Origin of the sequence: Pseudomonas sp. 2822-17, assembly GCF_002742485.1 — a bacterium.
In the GTDB taxonomy this organism is placed as follows: Bacteria; Pseudomonadota; Gammaproteobacteria; order Pseudomonadales; family Pseudomonadaceae; genus Aquipseudomonas; species Aquipseudomonas cyclaminis.
Genome location: NZ_LJRZ01000791.1, coordinates 70,535 through 87,345, shown reverse-complemented (window position 1 = coordinate 87,345; position 16,811 = coordinate 70,535). Strand labels below are relative to the sequence as shown.

Here is a 16,811-nt window from a genome sequence, read left to right as displayed (position 1 = left end):
AGTCACTCGCGGTGACGGCGCGGGCTTCGATGGCGGCAGCAGCGCCGGCACCGTCGAGGCGGTCCATGTTGGCTTCGGTGGCGTGGCCGGCGTTGGCGCCTTTGGTGGCTACTTCGCCTTCTTCTTCTTTGTCGAATTCGTCCCAGCTCAGCATGACGTGTCGTCTCCTGCGTGAGGGCTCAAGGTGCCCGTGTGAAACCGGATGGTTGGGTGTTCACACGACCCTCAGGCCGCGGTGGTTCTTTAAAGGAATCGTTTGTTGCAACAGCTCGCGCAGGCAAATAAACGCAATTGGGTAACGGGTTCTGCGTGAGGCTTGAGGTGCGGAGCGCTAGGTGCATGCTCCAGCGGAGGCCTCAGGTCTGGCTCTTCGTCCCTGTGTAAAGGGATATTGCAGGCCCGATTTACCCGCGCATTATAGGGAAAAATTCGGCTTTGTGTTGCGGCGGATGGTCTCGGATCGCAGACAAAAAGCCTGCTTTTCGGGCCAAGTCGCGAGTTTGTTGGGGTTGGTTGAAGGGACGAGCGGCAGGATTTTTTTCGAGGGGGCGATGAGGGGAGGGAGGACCGGCTCTTTGCCGCAAGAACGATTTCTTGCGGCGAATAAGAATCCAACTTCAGACGTTATTACCCGTTAGAGCAGCCATTGCCCATGATCTTGTAATTAAGAATATGGCGCTGACCGTGGGAATCTTCATATTCCATCTTGGCCGGTACAACTTCACATACATTCGGAACTTCACTCATGGACACTACTTTGGCAACGTCCAAGTGGGTACTGTAGGTGTAATCCTCAACAATCGGGGCGTTGTGGCCGGCCAGCTCGGTCGGGGCTTCGTCGGCCAGGGCGGCGGTGGCGCACAAGCTGCTGAGGGCCATAACTACGAGAGCTTTCATTTCTGTACTTACCTTCTTCAGGGCGAAAGGGGTCACGTGGCCCTTGTGAGGCCGCGTGTGTAACTTAGGATTGGTTAGTTGCGATTAACGTTGCCTTCGTGGGGGCTGTTACGTTGTTAATCACTGCTGTGTAAACCACAGTGCCTTGGTTGGCGGAGTTGATTTTAGGCCTGCGGGTTATATTCATATACCCGTGCTTTTGATAAACACTATTGGCGGTTTTTGTAACAATCCCGTGGTAAAGGTTTTTTCACACAACGACAAAAGCCTTGCAGGCCGTAGGCCAGAGGCCTGTCAGTCGATACCGGGGCAATGTGTAGGGGCTTGTTACTACCATCGTCGAATGGTTCTATGGGGCCGCCCCGGCTACAACAGGGCATACAAAAACAACTATTGTCACCGAGGTAAGAAAGATGAGTGCGGCTTCCCTGTACCCCGTTCGCCCCGAAGTAGCAGCCAACACGCTGACCGATGAGGCGACCTACAAGGCCATGTACCAGCAGTCGGTGGTCAACCCCGACGGTTTCTGGCGTGAGCAAGCCAAGCGCCTCGACTGGATCAAGCCTTTCACCACGGTGAAGCAGACCTCGTTCGACGATCACCATGTCGACATCAAGTGGTTCGCCGATGGCACCTTGAACGTGTCCTACAACTGCCTGGACCGTCATCTCGCCGAGCGTGGCGATCAGATTGCGATCATCTGGGAAGGCGATGACCCGGCCGAGAGCCGCAACATCACTTACCGCGAACTGCATGAGCAAGTCTGCAAGTTCGCCAACGCCCTGCGTGGCCAGGACGTACACCGCGGTGACGTGGTGACTATCTATATGCCGATGATCCCCGAAGCCGTGGTCGCCATGCTGGCGTGTACGCGCATCGGTGCGATTCATTCGGTGGTGTTTGGCGGTTTTTCCCCGGAAGCCCTGGCCGGTCGCATCATCGACTGTAAGTCGAAGGTGGTGATCACTGCCGATGAAGGCATTCGTGCCGGTAAGAAAATCCCACTCAAGGCCAACGTCGACGACGCCCTGACCAATCCGGAAACCAGCAGCATCCAGAAGGTCATCGTGTGCAAGCGCACCAACGGCCAGATCAAGTGGAACCAGCATCGCGACATCTGGTACGAAGACCTGATGAAAGTGGCGGGCACTGTCTGCGCGCCGAAAGAGATGGGCGCCGAAGAAGCGCTGTTCATCCTCTACACCTCCGGTTCCACCGGTAAGCCTAAAGGCGTGCAGCACACCACCGGCGGCTATCTGTTGTACGCCGGCCTGACCCACGAGCGCGTGTTCGACTACCGCCCAGGCGAAATCTACTGGTGCACCGCCGACGTCGGCTGGGTCACTGGCCACACCTATATTGTCTATGGCCCGCTGTCCAACGGCGCGACCACCGTGCTCTTCGAAGGCGTGCCGAACTACCCGGACATCACGCGGGTGGCGAAGATCGTCGATAAGCACAAGGTCAATATCCTCTACACCGCCCCGACCGCAATCCGCGCCATGATGGCCTCGGGCACCGCCGCCGTTGAAGGGGCAGACGGCAGCAGCCTGCGCCTGCTCGGCTCCGTGGGCGAGCCGATCAACCCGGAAGCATGGGATTGGTACTACAAGAACGTCGGCCAATCCCGTTGCCCGATTGTCGACACCTGGTGGCAGACCGAAACCGGCGGCAACATGATGAGCCCGCTGCCAGGCGCCCACGCGCTCAAGCCGGGTTCGGCGGCACGGCCGTTCTTCGGCGTGGTGCCGGCGCTGGTGGATAACCTGGGCAACCTGATCGAAGGCGCTGCCGAAGGTAACCTTGTGATCCTCGATTCGTGGCCGGGTCAGGCGCGTACGCTGTTTGGCGATCACGACCGCTTCGTCGATACCTATTTCAAGACCTTCCGTGGCATGTACTTCACCGGTGATGGCGCGCGCCGTGACGAGGACGGTTACTACTGGATCACGGGGCGTGTGGATGACGTGTTGAACGTATCCGGCCACCGCATGGGCACCGCCGAGATCGAAAGTGCCATGGTTGCCCACCCGAAAGTCGCCGAGGCGGCGGTGGTGGGTGTGCCGCATGACATCAAGGGCCAGGGTATCTATGTGTATGTCACGCTGAAAAATGGCGAAGAGCCGAACGAAGCGTTGCGCCTGGAGCTGAAAAACTGGGTGCGCAAGGAGATCGGGCCGATTGCTTCGCCGGATGTGATCCAGTGGGCGCCGGGCTTGCCGAAGACCCGTTCGGGCAAAATCATGCGCCGTATCCTGCGCAAGATTGCCACGGCTGAGTACGACGGGTTGGGCGATATCTCCACCCTGGCGGATCCGGGTGTGGTGGCGCATTTGATTGAGACGCACAAGACCATGAACGTCGCGTAAGGCGGGTGAGTGGGACAAAGCCCCATCCGGCGTGAGTCGGGTGGGGCTTTTTTGTGGGCTCTTGAAACCAATGTAGATCCAATGTGGGGGGGGGGCTTGCCCCCGATTGCAGTGGGTCAGTGCCAAATTAGCCCACTGACACTCCCTCATCGGGGGCAAGCCCCCTCCCACATTTGATTGCATTTCAGGCCAGGCATCATGGGTGGTTTGCAGGCCCGCATCACCCTCAGCCCAATAAATATCGGGTTCTACAGTAGGAGGTTTCTGAATGTTACCGAGCGGCGCAGATGTGTAACCCCATGCCCAAACATGAGGCAAAGCGCTACGCCCGTGCCCCGAAAAACCCCGTTCCAGACACGCCAATAAATAAGATTAAACGCCAGACTTGCCGTGCCAGAAGGGTTTGCGAATAATAGGCCCGCAATTTGCAGCGTCTACAGGTTTAATGTCTTTTGTCTCTGCATAAAATTCAGAGGCTGTCAATGAGCTGGAACCGCTTTCTCGGTGCTTCTGTAAATTGTTGTCGCATTGAGGAAATATCGGCTTCCGGCCTGTCGTTAGAATGCCGATCACTCGCTCGTCGTCGCCGTTGTTGAATTGGTGTAGGACGCAGCACCGCAATTCGGTTTCACCTTCGCCGCATCGTGGGCCATGGCTCATACTGCTGTTTTGCCCTATACCGATGGAGTCCCAAGATGAAGAAACTCGTGCTGTTGGGCGCCCTGGCGCTGTCCGTGCTGTCCATGCAGGCTTTCGCTGAAGGCAAGCCTCTGAAAATTGGTATCGAAGCGGCCTACCCTCCGTTTGCCTCGAAGGCGCCGGATGGCAGCATCGTCGGTTTTGACTACGACATCGGCAACGCCTTGTGCGAAGAGATGCAGGTCAAGTGCACGTGGGTCGAGCAAGAGTTCGACGGTCTGATCCCTGCGCTCAAAGTGCGCAAGATCGACGCGATCCTGTCGTCCATGTCCATCACTGACGACCGCAAGAAGTCTGTGGACTTCACCAACCGCTACTACCTGAGCCCGGCGCAGCTGGTGATGAAGCAAGGCACCACCGTCAGCGATAGCCTGGACGAACTGAAAGGCAAGAAGATCGGCGTGCAGCGCGGTTCGATCCACGACCGTTTCGCCAAGGAAGTCCTGACGCCTAAAGGTGCAACCGTTGTGCCTTACAGCTCGCAGAACGAAATCTACCTGGACGTGGAAGCCGGTCGCCTCGACGGCACCGTGGCGGACGCTACCCTGTTGCAGGAAGGTTTCCTCGACACCCCTGCGGGCAAAGGCTACGCGTTCGTAGGCCCACAGTTCACCGACGTTAAATACTTCGGCGAAGGCATCGGCATCGCGGTACGCAAGGGCGATAAGGAAAACTTGGAGCGCATCAACGCAGCCATTGCCGCGATCCGCGCCAACGGCAAGTACAAGGCTATCCAGGACAAGTACTTCAACTTCGACATTTACGGCCCTGACGCCAAGTAAATCGTCTTAGCTGTCTGTCTGAAATGGCGCAAGCAACAGAATTCCTGCGGTTTGCGCCATTTTTTCATCCCCCTTTTCGAGGACCTGAATCATGTTGAAAGGCTACGGGGCCGTCATCCTCGATGGCGCATGGTTGACGCTTCAGCTCGCCTTGTCGTCCATGGCCTTGGCCATTGTTCTGGGTCTGATCGGGGTCGCGTTACGCCTGTCGCCGGTGCGCTGGTTGGCCTGGCTGGGTGACTTGTATTCCACGGTGATCCGCGGGATCCCCGACCTGGTGCTGATCCTGCTGATTTTCTACGGCGGCCAGGACTTGCTCAACCGCGTCGCGCCGATGCTCGGCTATGACGACTATATCGACTTGAACCCCTTGGCCGCCGGTATCGGCACCCTGGGTTTCATCTTTGGCGCCTACCTCTCGGAAACCTTCCGCGGCGCCTTCATGGCCATTCCCAAGGGCCAGGCCGAAGCCGGCCTTGCGTATGGCATGAGCAGTTTCCAGGTGTTTTTCCGGGTGATGGTGCCGCAGATGATCCGGCTGGCGATCCCTGGTTTCACCAACAACTGGCTGGTCCTCACCAAGGCCACTGCGCTGATTTCGGTGGTGGGCCTGCAAGACATGATGTTCAAGGCCAAGCAGGCGGCAGATGCCACCCGCGAGCCTTTTACCTTCTTCCTCGCAGTGGCGGCGATGTACCTGGTGATCACCAGCGTGTCGTTGCTGGCCCTGCGCTATCTTGAGAAGCGCTACTCGGTAGGCGTAAGGGCGGCTGATCTATGATCTTCGACTACAACGTCATCTGGGAGGCCATGCCGCTGTACCTTGGCGGCCTGCTGACCACCCTGAAACTGCTCGCCATCTCGCTGTTCTTCGGCCTGCTTGCCGCCTTGCCCCTGGGCTTGATGCGTGTATCCAAGCAACCGGTCGTCAACGGCGCCGCCTGGCTCTATACCTATGTGATCCGCGGCACGCCGATGCTGGTGCAACTGTTCCTGATCTACTACGGCCTGGCGCAGTTCGAAGCGGTACGCGAGAGCTTTATGTGGCCGCTGCTGTCCAGCGCGACCTTCTGCGCGTGCCTGGCCTTTGCGATCAACACCAGTGCCTACACCGCCGAGATCATTGCCGGCAGCCTCAAGGCCACGCCCAACGGTGAGATCGAAGCGGCCAAGGCCATGGGCATGTCGCGCTACAAACTGTACCGCCGCATCCTGCTGCCGTCGGCCCTGCGCCGCGCGCTGCCGCAGTACAGCAATGAGGTGATCATGATGCTGCAGACCACCAGTCTCGCGTCCATCGTCACCCTGATCGACATCACGGGTGCCGCGCGCACGGTGAACGCGCAGTTCTACCTGCCGTTCGAAGCCTATATCACCGCTGGCCTGTTCTACCTGTGCCTGACCTTCATCCTGGTGCGCCTGTTCAAGTTGGCCGAGCGCCGCTGGCTGAGCTACCTGGCTCCACGGAAGCACTGATATGGAACGTATCGATCACCTGTTGCCCTGGGGCCACCTGGGCTGCGAGCGCCAACTGAGCGTATTCCGTTTCGGCAGCGGCGAGCGCAAGGCCTATATCCAGGCCAGCCTGCACGCCGATGAATTGCCCGGCATGCGCGCTGCGTGGGAGCTGAAAAAACGCCTCACCGAGCTCGAACAGCAAGGCGCCCTCAATGGGGTGATCGAACTCGTGCCGGTGGCCAACCCGATGGGCCTTGGCCAGCTGTTGCAAGGCAGCCATCAGGGGCGTTTCGAGATCGGCAGCGGCAAGAATTTCAACCGCGATTTCGTCGAGTTGAGTGAGTCGGTCGCCGCGTTGCTGCAAGGCAAGCTGGGGGATGATCCTCACGCCAATGTGCGCATGATCCGTCAGGCCATGAGCGACGCACTCAACGCCTTGCCCGCGCCGAGCAGTCAACTGCAAGGCATGCAGCGCGTCCTGCTGAGCCACGCCTGCACCGCTGATATCGTTCTCGATCTGCATTGCGACGCCGAAGCCGCGCTGCACATGTACGCGCTGCCCCAGCACTGGCCGCAGTGGCGTTCGTTGTCGGCGCACTTGAATGTGAAAGTCGGTTTGCTTGCGGAAGACTCCGGCGGCAGCTCGTTTGATGAGGCTTGCTCGTTGCCGTGGCTGCGTCTGTCCCGCGCCTTCCCCGACGCGCAGATCCCACTGGCCTGCCTGGCGACGACGCTGGAGTTGGGCGGTCAAGCGGACACTGGCCGTGACGAAGCGATCTTCCACGCCGAAGGCATCCTCGCGTTCCTCGCCGAGCAAGGTCTGATCAAAGGTGAATGGCCGGCGCCGCAGCACGAACCGTGCGAAGGCGTGCCCTTCGAAGGCACCGAATTGCTGTTTGCACCCCACGCCGGGGTGATCAGCTACCTGCGTAAAGCCGGGGACTGGATCGAGAAGGGCGAGCCGATTTTTGAAGTGATTGATCCCCTGGAAGACCGCGTCAGCGTGATCTGCGCGGGCACGTCCGGGGTGTTGTTTGCCGTTGAACGGCTACGTTATGCCCAAGCGGGTTTCTGGCTGGCCAAGGTGGCGGGGCGCGAAGCGCTGCGGCACGGGCGCTTGCTCAACGACTGACCACCTGTTTTTGTGAGAACCGACAGCATGTACAAACTTGAAGTCCAAGACCTGCATAAACGCTATGGCAGTCATGAAGTGCTCAAAGGCGTGTCCCTGGCCGCCGCGGCGGGTGATGTGATCAGCATCATCGGTTCCAGTGGTTCGGGCAAAAGTACCTTTTTGCGCTGCATCAACCTGCTGGAGCAGCCGCATGCCGGCAAGATCCTGCTCAATAACGAAGAGCTGAAACTGGTGGCCAACAAGGACGGCGCCCTGAAGGCTGCCGACCCGAAACAGTTGCAGCGCATGCGTTCGCGCCTGTCGATGGTGTTCCAGCATTTCAACCTGTGGTCGCACATGACCGCGCTGGAAAACGTCATGGAAGCGCCGGTGCACGTGCTGGGCATGTCGAAGAAAGACGCCCGCGAAAAGGCCGAGCACTACCTGGCCAAGGTCGGCGTGGGCCATCGCAAGGATGCGTTCCCCGGCCATATGTCCGGTGGCGAGCAGCAGCGTGTGGCGATTGCCCGCGCCTTGGCGATGGAGCCGGAGGTGATGCTGTTCGACGAACCCACCTCGGCCCTCGACCCCGAGCTGGTGGGCGAAGTGCTCAAGGTGATGCAGGACCTGGCCCAGGAAGGCCGCACCATGGTGGTGGTGACTCACGAAATGGGCTTTGCCCGTGAAGTGTCCAATCAGTTGGTGTTCCTGCACAAAGGTATTGTCGAAGAGCGTGGCAACCCGCGCGAAGTGCTGGTCAACCCGCAGTCCGAGCGGTTGCAGCAGTTCCTGTCCGGCAGTTTGAAATAGTTTCCCTGTGGGAGGAGGCAAGCCCCCTCCCACATTGATCTTCATCAGTTTTTGAGCTTTGTGTTGGTTTACGGGCTAGCATTGGCCTTTGTCTTCATTACTGTTACTCGCTTCGGATAGCACTCCATGACCGCCCACAAAATTGGTTTCCTGATTTGGCCCAGCACAAAAGCACTCACGCTTGCGCTGGCTGAGGAGGCCTTGCGCGTTGCCCAGCGGGTGCATCCGGATGTGGTCTACGAACTGTCGTTTTTGCTCGCCGAGCCGGCTACCGACGGCGCCTGGCAATTGCCCGGCGAACCTTGGGCCGGCAAGTTGGAAGGTTTCCAGAAACTGTTCCTGCTGGCCGATGAACCGCCCACCGTGATCGCCTCGCAACTCGGCTCCGCCCTCAAGCAACTGGTGCGTGCCGGGTGTGTAATTGGCGGATTGTCGGCTGGGGTCTACCCATTGGCGCAACTGGGTCTGCTCGATGGTTATCGCGCCGCCGTGCACTGGCGCTGGCAGGACGACTTTGCCGAGCGCTTCCCCAAGGTTATCGCCACCAGTCATCTGTTCGATTGGGACCGTGATCGCCTGAGCGCCTGTGGCGGCATGTCGGTGCTCGACCTGTTGCTGGCGGTCCTGGCCCGTGACCACGGCGCCGAACTGGCCGGCGCGGTCTCCGAAGAGTTGGTGGTGGAGCGCATCCGCGAAGGCGGCGAGCGCCAACGCATTCCACTGCAAAACCGCCTGGGTTCCAGCCATCCGAAGCTGACCCAGGCGGTGCTGCTGATGGAAGCCAATATCGAAGAGCCGCTGACCACCGACGAAATTGCCCAGCATGTGTGCGTATCCCGACGACAACTGGAGCGAATCTTCAAGCAATACCTCAATCGCGTCCCCAGCCAGTACTACCTGGAGTTGCGCCTGAACAAGGCCCGCCAGATGCTCATGCAGACCAGCAAGTCGATCATCCAGATTGGCCTGTCGTGCGGTTTCTCCTCGGGGCCGCATTTCTCCAGCGCCTACCGTAACTTCTTCGGTGCCACGCCCCGTGAAGACCGCAACCAGCGGCGCAGCAGCAGCCCGTTCGAGTTGTCGTCGGCGCCTTCCGAGCGCGGTTGAAGCCTACTCTTCCATGGGATCCGGTGTGCCGGGCGGCGTCAACGCCACGCCGTGCTCATCATACATAGCCTCTTCCACCCCCAGCTCATAGCCCGTTTGACGGTAATAGGTGCGCAATATCGCCAGGCTCTCGGCGGACAGGGGGTTGCCGCTCAGATCGGTGTCATCGTTGAGCGGCAGGGGCATATCCAGCAGGTCCGTGGGCAAGTGCTCGATCAGGTTGTCGCTCAGGTCAAGGGTGCGCAGTTGCGGCAGGTTGAAGGTGCCCTGCGGAACCTCGGTCAACCCGCAATTGTGCAGGTATAACGTGGTCAGGCGTGACAGGTTGCGCACATCGAGTCGGTTGTTGAGCGGGTTGTCGCTCAAGTCCAGATGAATCAGATCGCCCAGGCGCGACAATTGATCGGTGCTGTCGGGCGTCAAGCGGATCAGGTTTTCGCTGAGGTTGAGAAGGTGCAGTTGATTGAGACTGAACACGCTGTCGGGAATCGCAGTGAGGGCATGTCGCTCCACGGACAGGCTGTTGAGGTTTGGAAAGCCGCGCAACAACCCGTCGATTTGCTGGTTGGTGCCTTCGCCCAGCAATTCCAGGAGCGTCACATGTTCGAAACGCGCGCTCAAGACGGGCAAATCCCCCAGTAGTTGGCCGTGAAAGACCAACTTGTAGGTGTGCCGTTGCAGCGTTTCGCTGTCGTCCAGCTCCACCTCTCGCCGCCAGCAACGCAGTAGTAAATCCTTGAAATGCAGGCGTCGGATCTGTTCCTCCGCGCGGCTGTTTTCATCCAGCACGGTATCGAGCAGCGGGTCTCTGAGCGGCACATCCAAGACCCAGGCATGCAGGTCGGTTTCCAGCTGTGCGTATTCAAGGCCCAGTCGGGTGATGTGCTCACTGGCATCCTTTAGCTCGCCGGGCAATAGAAACAGCTCCCGTTTGGCGTCTTCCTCCGACAGCATGGGGAACAGTGCCTTGATACGTTGCAAATTACCGTCCGCGAGGCTGACGTTCCAGTGCTCCCGGGTGGCTTGGCAGTAGTGTTTCACACGGTTCAAGGTGGCGAGCGACAGCGGGTTGTCGGCCAGGTCGAATGAGGCGCTGATGCTGGCCGGCAACATGAACGCTTCGTCCGGCAGTTCGCTGATGCTGTTGTGGCTCAAATCTACCCGTGCCCTTACGGTTGGCGGGGTGATGAGTGACGCTGGAAACGCTGTCAGCCCGGTGTTGTGCAATGACAGGTTGGTGAGTTGGGGCATTTGGCCAAAGTCTGGCACCCACCCCAGTGGGTTGTTGCTCAGGTCCAGCAGTTTCAGGTCGTGCATGCTTTGCAGCGTAGTGGCCGAAGAGGGGGATAAGTGAATATCGCATTGGTTCAGGGTTAGCTCGGCAAGCTGGTGCAGAGGGCTGAGATCGGGGAGTTCGCCCAAACTATAGTGCTCAAGGGTGAGGGTGTTGATATTCGGGAAACTTTGCAGGAACTCCCCCAGGCGCAACGTTTCGCCCGTGCCCTTGAGGGTCAGGGCAGCGATATGGTTGAACCGTGTGCGCAGGCGGGGCAATTCGCCGCTTATCGGTCTATGCAGGATGAAGGCGTAGCTTGCAGCCCCGTCCTCAAAGTGCTCTCCAGAGGTGATTTCACGGCGCCAGCCGGCTTCAAGGGCAGTGATGAAATAATGGCGGCGCTCTCGCTCCTGGGTGTCGATTTCGCTGTGTTCAGCCCAGGGCGTCAGGTCTTCGCGGATCTTCAGCAGATCCGCTTCCATTTGCGTCATCTCTGCTCGTCCTGCCGCCAGATCTCCAGGCAGGCCGAAGATAAAACGGTTGACTGTATCGTCGTCCGAGCGGGGAAACAGACGTTTGGCCTGGGCGACATCGGCGCTATCAGGGGTTGCCTCCAAGTACTTGCCGGTGCGTCGGAAGTAAGCCTTGACGTGCTCCAGGGTCTGGTATGAAAACGGGTTGCCAGACAGGACGTAGTGATCGGTGGTAGCGGTGGGCAAGTCGAAAAGCGGTAGTGGCAGTTCGCTGATGTGGTTGTTGGAAAGTATTACCAGAGAGGGTTGGTTGAGGTTTAGCAGGCCCGGCGGCAGTTGGCTGATACCGGTATTACCCAGGTCCAGGTAGTTCAGGTTCGGCATTTGCTCCACGCTGGGCAGCAGCGTCAGCGGGTTGTTGTACAGGTCCAGCGTCAGCAGGCGGTTCATGCCATTGAGGGTCGCCTGGCTGCTGGGTGTGAGGGTGATGTTGCAATTGTTCAGTATCAGTTCATTGAGGTGGCTCTGTGATGAAATCGAGGCTGGTAATTCGCCCAGGCGCAGGTCGCGAATGCTCAAGTTGCGCAGTCTCGGGAAGTGCGACAGGAACGGGTTGACCTCCACTGTCTGGTTCACGCCTTGCAGCTCCAGGTAGGCGATATGATCGAAGCGCGCGTTCAAATGGGGTAACTCGCCAATCCGTGGCACGGTCAGTCGCAGAACGTGACCGTTGAGGGTTGGCGTTTCGTAGAAAGCGTCGATGGGTGTTTCCTGGCGCCAGGCACGTCGCAGTTGATGGCTGAATAACTGGCGATCGCGGCGCAGGTACTCGCGGTCTGTATCGCTCAGCGGTACGCCGGACTCCGGATGTACGCTGGGCGTGCTCGACTCCCAGGCCAGCAGGTCGATGTCCAGGCGTATGTACTCGTTTCTCAACCTGTCCAGCCCCAGTTGCGCGCCTTCGGGGTCGCGTCCCAGTGTGGTGAGCAACTCCCGGATCGGTTCTTGGGTGAGAGCGGGCCGCAAGGTCTGAATCTGCTGTTCAAGTGAGGGCAGTTGACTGGGGCCCGGTTGTTCGGGAGGGCCAGGGCGATAGCCTTCCATGCCGCCCCGCAGACGCATGACGCTCGGGTTGTAGGTGGGTTTGAGCAGCGGGTCGCTGCCCAGCAACTGGCGCAGGATGTTGCGGTCCAGTGGGTGTTCGCCAATCGCCTGCTTGAGGCGTGGGCCCTGGCCGATATGAATGCCCAGTGCATCCCTTGCGGTATCGGGAAGCGCTTGGAGAATGGCGGTGTACAGGTCGGTGGTGCCAAACAATGGGCCTTGATCGTCGTGTGGTATGTACTGGCCGTCGGGGGTTTCCACCAAGGTTCGCTGGGTCAGCGCATAACGTGGGCCAATAGCGTCCAGCAGCTTGCCTGCGGCGTGGTATTGCCGCATTTCAAGGCGTATCCAGGTCGGCCAGCCTGGCAGGTTTTCCAGGGAATGCAGGGCCAGGCGAGCAGTGTCAGGGGGCTCCATGGTTTCCATGTACAGCCCCTCGTAGGCACGGGTAGTGCGGACTTCATGCAGCGACCATTCGGCCAGTTCCACCAGGCGCAGCGGAACCTTGCCGGCATCTATCGCTTTGAGTTCATCGCCGGTGGCATTGGCCAGCAGTTCTTCGGCGATGCAGGTGGGGAGGCCGGGGCGTGATGTACTGTCGATGATCTTTTGCAGGCGGGCGTTGCCGGCACGATTCTGGCCTCGGTAGTGTGAGTCGAACAGGCTGTAGCGCTTGTCCTGGGCGAGCCTGGCCAGTTTCTTGCGCAGGGTGGCGGCACGGGTGCGGGGCGAAGAGGGCGGCACGCCAAATTCCTCTTCCAGAAGTTGCTTGCGTTCTGTTTCGTTGAGGCCCTCGATCAGGGTGGGTAACAAATCGCCGTTGCGCAGTTGGGCATCGAGCACCTGCACCACGCTGGCGCCTTCCTCGCCTTTGTACTGCCAGAGGGTTTCGCCCCTGGTGTCGACGACGCGCAGGGTTTTGCTGGTGGGCCACCAGTCATAGCTGGTCAGCAGTTGCAGCTGGGTTTGTGCATCGGCTTTGGTGTAAATCGCCGGATCATCGCTGTTCATCTGGGTAATGAAGTCTTGCAACTGCTGGTCGATCTTGAAGCGCTTGAGGGTGTCGGCCAGCAAGGGTGGCGGCGTTTGCTGGGTGGCGTGCATGTGTCGCAGGGTGTTGTCGTGGGTGGCGCTGACGTCACGGGCTCGCGCCAGTTGTGTGTCGCTAAGTGCTTCGGTCTGGTCGCCAAGTCGGCGCAGCAGGGTGCTGCGGTCCCAACCCAGAGGATTCTCTAGCTCGGTGAGCCAGGCGCCCTGGCCGTTAGTCATCACTGGCGGTTGGTAGGCGCCGGGGCGTGTGGGGTGCTGCAGGTAATAGCGACCACTGCGCGCATCTTGCTGCACTTGATAATGCTCGCCGTCGAGACGCAGCAGCGTTTTACCGGCGTGCTGGTGCAGGCCCTTCGCATCGGCGCGGGCGTCGGCCGGCAGCCTCAGTGCCTGACGGTAGGGTGTCAGGTCGGGGCGCCATAGGCGGCGGTTGCCATTGGGCAGCGTGACTGGCTTGAAGCGATCGATAAACTGCAACAGCTCCTTGGGCAGTGTTTGGCGTAACAGGGCTTCGGCAATGGGCAGGCCGGTGGCAAACAGGCCCAGTTGTACAAGCTGTTCCATGAGCCCGAGGGCATGTCCCAGCGCCTCATGTTGCAGGCCCTCGGCCCACTCGATAACACCTTCGAAGGCCTCGTCGAGCACTTGGTAGGCGGTGTACGCCAGCATCAGCGCGCCCAGGGGCGGTATGAAGGGCATGGCCACAAAGGCGATAGCTTGCAGCAGCGCTTCGCCGATTGTCTGGAGCAAGGCCCAGCGCGCCCAACGGGTCTTCTGGTTGGCGGTGGCGGTGGATACGGCGCGGCTACGGGCGTCGTCCAGCAGCTTGCTCAGTTTCATCTCGAACAGATGTTCGAACAGGCCGCTGTCGATTTTCTCGCTGCTGAGTTGCAGCTTGGGGCGCGACACTGGCGTATCACGCCAACTGGGGCGCGGATCGCCCACGGTGTGCGGGTGCCACTCTACCTGGCTGAGACGCTGATTGAGGTTGGCAAAGAACACCCCGGCATCTGCGTGGCGTACAAAGCGACTGAAGAAGCGTTGATAGTCCGTCGAGCGCAGTTTTATCGCCAGCGCCTGGCTGAACTGTGCACTGCTGGCGTAGTACTTGATGGGGTGTTCCGGGTCGTCGGGAATGTAGGCGACCACCGACTCCACGCCGCGACTGGCTTGCAGGTCCTGGGCAAACAGCACAATGCCAGTGAGTCGGCAGCCCATGATAAACAGGTCATGCCCCAGCACATGGGGGCAATCGCTGTGCCCTGGGTGATCCTGATTGATCAGGTTGAGTAGCCTCAAGTAGTGGTCCGTGGGCAGGTCCTTGTTCAGCACGGCCATGAACAAAGCCAGCTTCAGCGCTGCGAGGTGGCTTTGTTTGAGCCAGTACTGCAGGGCGGTGCGGGCGACCGGGTTGTCCAGATCCAGGGCCTGGTCCAGGTAGCGCTGGTACTGGCCGCCGATGTCCAGGCGCCGGCACAGGGTGGTGAATTGCACCACGCTGATCTTCTCGTCGAAGCCGGGCAGGCTGACGAACTGGCCGGTGGCGCTGGGCGCGGTGGTGAAGCCGGAGTTGCGCTCATAGGCGCCATCGGTGGCTTCAGCGGCTTCGAAGTTATGCAGGGCGGCGTCGAGCAGGGAGACCGACCAGGTCCTGGCGGCGCCTGGTTTAACCGTGATGCCTGCCAGAGTCAGCGGGATATAGAGTTGCAGGTAAGTGGTGCGTACGTTGGCGTCGAGGTCGAACTCATCCTTGAGCGCCTTTTGCAGTAACTCGGCGCCGAAGTCTTCGGGGCTCTTGATGGCGGAAAATGCCTGGTCCACACGGTTTTGTGTGGTCCAGGCTTCGCCGTTGAGGCGTTTGAGCTTTTCATGTTGCAGGTCGGTGATCGTGCTGTACCAATCGGCAACGGCCGGCGGGTTGGCTGCCAGCGCCCCGCGCTTGGCGGCAGAGGCGCCGCCCAGCCAAGGGGCGATGGCATTCCTGAGGATTGTCAGGTGAAGGGCGTCGGGAGGAGCTTGCAAAGGCATGGTGCCTGTCCTTGATAGCTTTAGAAGTGAGCCCAGCAGATCAGATCAGGTAGAAGCGCCGGCGGTAGACAATTAGCGCGGCCAGTCTTGGCGGATTTGCGAAGATCCCGTCATCCCCTGCCCACGAAGCCCTTGCACGGTTTAAACTGCGCCTTTGCGACGCTATTTGTCGCATTGGCGTAAACCCGCCAAAAACGGGGGTTTGCGCTATAAGAAGTTGTCGCTTGGCGGCAAGGCCGCGCTGAAAACTGTCCTTACAATCCCTGCATCGCCCGCCAGTTCCAGGCAGGCGTTCCTCTTCAGGAGACTCCGATGTCCGTTGAGCAAGCCCCGGTGCAACGTGCCGATTTCGATCAGGTCATGGTGCCTAACTACGCACCTGCCGCATTCATCCCTGTGCGTGGCGAAGGTTCGCGCGTGTGGGACCAGGCGGGTCGCGAGCTGATCGACTTTGCCGGCGGCATCGCAGTCAACGTGCTGGGCCATGCCCACCCGGCGTTGGTCGGTGCGCTGACCGCACAGGCCAACAAGCTGTGGCACGTCTCCAACGTCTTCACCAACGAGCCGGCCCTGCGCCTGGCCCATAAGCTGATCGACGCCACGTTTGCCGAGCGTGTGTTCTTCTGCAACTCCGGCGCCGAAGCCAACGAGGCCGCCTTCAAGCTGGCCCGTCGTGTGGCGTTCGACCGTTTCGGCAGTGAGAAGTACGAAATCATCGCCGCGCTCAACAGCTTCCACGGCCGTACCCTGTTCACCGTCAACGTGGGCGGCCAGTCCAAGTATTCTGATGGCTTCGGCCCTAAAATCACCGGCATCACCCACGTTCCTTACAACGACCTGGCCGCGCTGAAAGCCGCTGTGTCGGACAAGACCTGCGCTGTGGTGCTGGAGCCGATCCAGGGCGAGGGCGGCGTACTGCCAGCTGAGCTGGCTTACCTGCAAGGCGCCCGCGAACTGTGCGACGCCCATGACGCGCTGCTGGTGTTCGACGAAGTGCAAACCGGCATGGGCCGCAGCGGCCACCTGTTTGCCTACCAGCATTACGGCGTAGTGCCAGACATCCTCACCAGCGCCAAGAGCCTGGGCGGTGGTTTCCCCATCGCGGCGATGCTCACCACTGAAGCGCTGGCCAAGCACTTGGTAGTCGGCACCCACGGCACCACCTACGGCGGCAACCCGCTGGCGTGCGCGGTGGCCGAAGCAGTGATCGACGTGATCAACACCCCTGAAGTGCTGGCTGGCGTGAACGCCAAGCACGATCAGTTCAAGGCGCGCCTGGAACAGATCGGCAAGCAGTACGGCATCTTCACCGAAGTACGTGGCATGGGCCTGTTGATCGGTTGCGTGCTCAGCGATGCCTTCAAAGGCAAAGCCAAGGACGTGTTCAACGCGGCCGAGAAAGAAAACCTGATGATCCTGCAAGCCGGCCCGGACGTGGTGCGTTTTGCGCCGAGTCTGGTGGTGGAAGAGGCAGATATCAATGAAGGTCTGGATCGTTTTGAGCGGGCTGTAAAAACGCTGACGCAAGCCTGATACACATTTATTGCCGGACTGTGTCATGTGGGAGGGGGCTTGCCCCCGATGCGGTGGATCAGTCACCAGATTTATCAAGTGACAGACTGCTATCGGGGGCAAGCCCCCTCC

Annotated in this window: 10 protein-coding genes and 1 pseudogene; 8 read left to right on the top strand and 3 right to left on the bottom strand. The window is 59.9% G+C overall.

Annotated elements, in window-relative coordinates:
* Positions 1-154 (bottom strand): annotated as a pseudogene (locus AOA60_RS28795) (ribonucleotide-diphosphate reductase subunit beta); the annotation flags it as partial.
* Between the two features lie 473 nt (positions 155-627).
* Positions 628-897 carry a DUF2790 domain-containing protein gene (locus tag AOA60_RS28790; RefSeq protein ID WP_099587215.1) on the bottom strand — a complete coding sequence of 90 codons (270 nt, stop codon included), beginning with the start codon at positions 895-897 and terminating at the stop codon, positions 628-630.
* Positions 898-1,310: 413 nt separating this feature from the next.
* On the opposite strand from AOA60_RS28790, the gene acs reads away from it, so the two are divergent.
* From acs to AOA60_RS28755, 7 genes are all read left to right on the top strand, one after another.
* Complete coding sequence (gene acs, locus AOA60_RS28785; protein WP_099587214.1) at positions 1,311-3,266, top strand: acetate--CoA ligase; 1,956 nt, start codon at positions 1,311-1,313, stop codon at positions 3,264-3,266.
* A 695-nt stretch (positions 3,267-3,961) separates the two neighbouring features.
* Positions 3,962-4,747, top strand: coding sequence for an ABC transporter substrate-binding protein (locus tag AOA60_RS28780; protein ID WP_099587213.1), 786 nt, complete (start codon positions 3,962-3,964; stop codon positions 4,745-4,747).
* Between the two features lie 91 nt (positions 4,748-4,838).
* Positions 4,839-5,528 carry an ABC transporter permease gene (locus AOA60_RS28775; protein ID WP_032886746.1) on the top strand — a complete coding sequence of 230 codons (690 nt, stop codon included), beginning with the start codon at positions 4,839-4,841 and terminating at the stop codon, positions 5,526-5,528.
* Complete coding sequence (locus AOA60_RS28770) at positions 5,525-6,223, top strand: ABC transporter permease (RefSeq protein ID WP_099587212.1); 699 nt, start codon at positions 5,525-5,527, stop codon at positions 6,221-6,223. Before AOA60_RS28775 ends, AOA60_RS28770 begins: the two co-directional genes overlap by 4 nt.
* Before the next feature lies 1 nt (position 6,224).
* Positions 6,225-7,337 carry a succinylglutamate desuccinylase/aspartoacylase family protein gene (locus AOA60_RS28765; protein WP_099587211.1) on the top strand — a complete coding sequence of 371 codons (1,113 nt, stop codon included), beginning with the start codon at positions 6,225-6,227 and terminating at the stop codon, positions 7,335-7,337.
* Between the two features lie 27 nt (positions 7,338-7,364).
* On the top strand, positions 7,365-8,129 hold the full coding sequence (locus AOA60_RS28760) for an ABC transporter ATP-binding protein (protein ID WP_090400457.1): 765 nt from the start codon (positions 7,365-7,367) through the stop codon (positions 8,127-8,129).
* A gap of 126 nt (positions 8,130-8,255) precedes the next feature.
* Positions 8,256-9,236: a GlxA family transcriptional regulator gene (locus tag AOA60_RS28755; RefSeq protein ID WP_099587210.1), complete on the top strand. Its 981-nt coding sequence runs from the start codon at positions 8,256-8,258 to the stop codon at positions 9,234-9,236.
* Positions 9,237-9,239: 3 nt separating this feature from the next.
* Here AOA60_RS28755 and AOA60_RS28750 read toward each other — a convergent pair whose 3' ends face one another.
* On the bottom strand, positions 9,240-15,167 hold the full coding sequence (locus AOA60_RS28750; protein WP_099587209.1) for a DUF6543 domain-containing protein: 5,928 nt from the start codon (positions 15,165-15,167) through the stop codon (positions 9,240-9,242).
* Between the two features lie 312 nt (positions 15,168-15,479).
* On the opposite strand from AOA60_RS28750, the gene AOA60_RS28745 reads away from it, so the two are divergent.
* Entirely contained in the window at positions 15,480-16,700 is a 1,221-nt protein-coding gene (locus AOA60_RS28745) for an aspartate aminotransferase family protein (RefSeq protein WP_099587208.1), read from the top strand.
* The last annotated feature ends 111 nt before the right edge of the window (positions 16,701-16,811 follow it).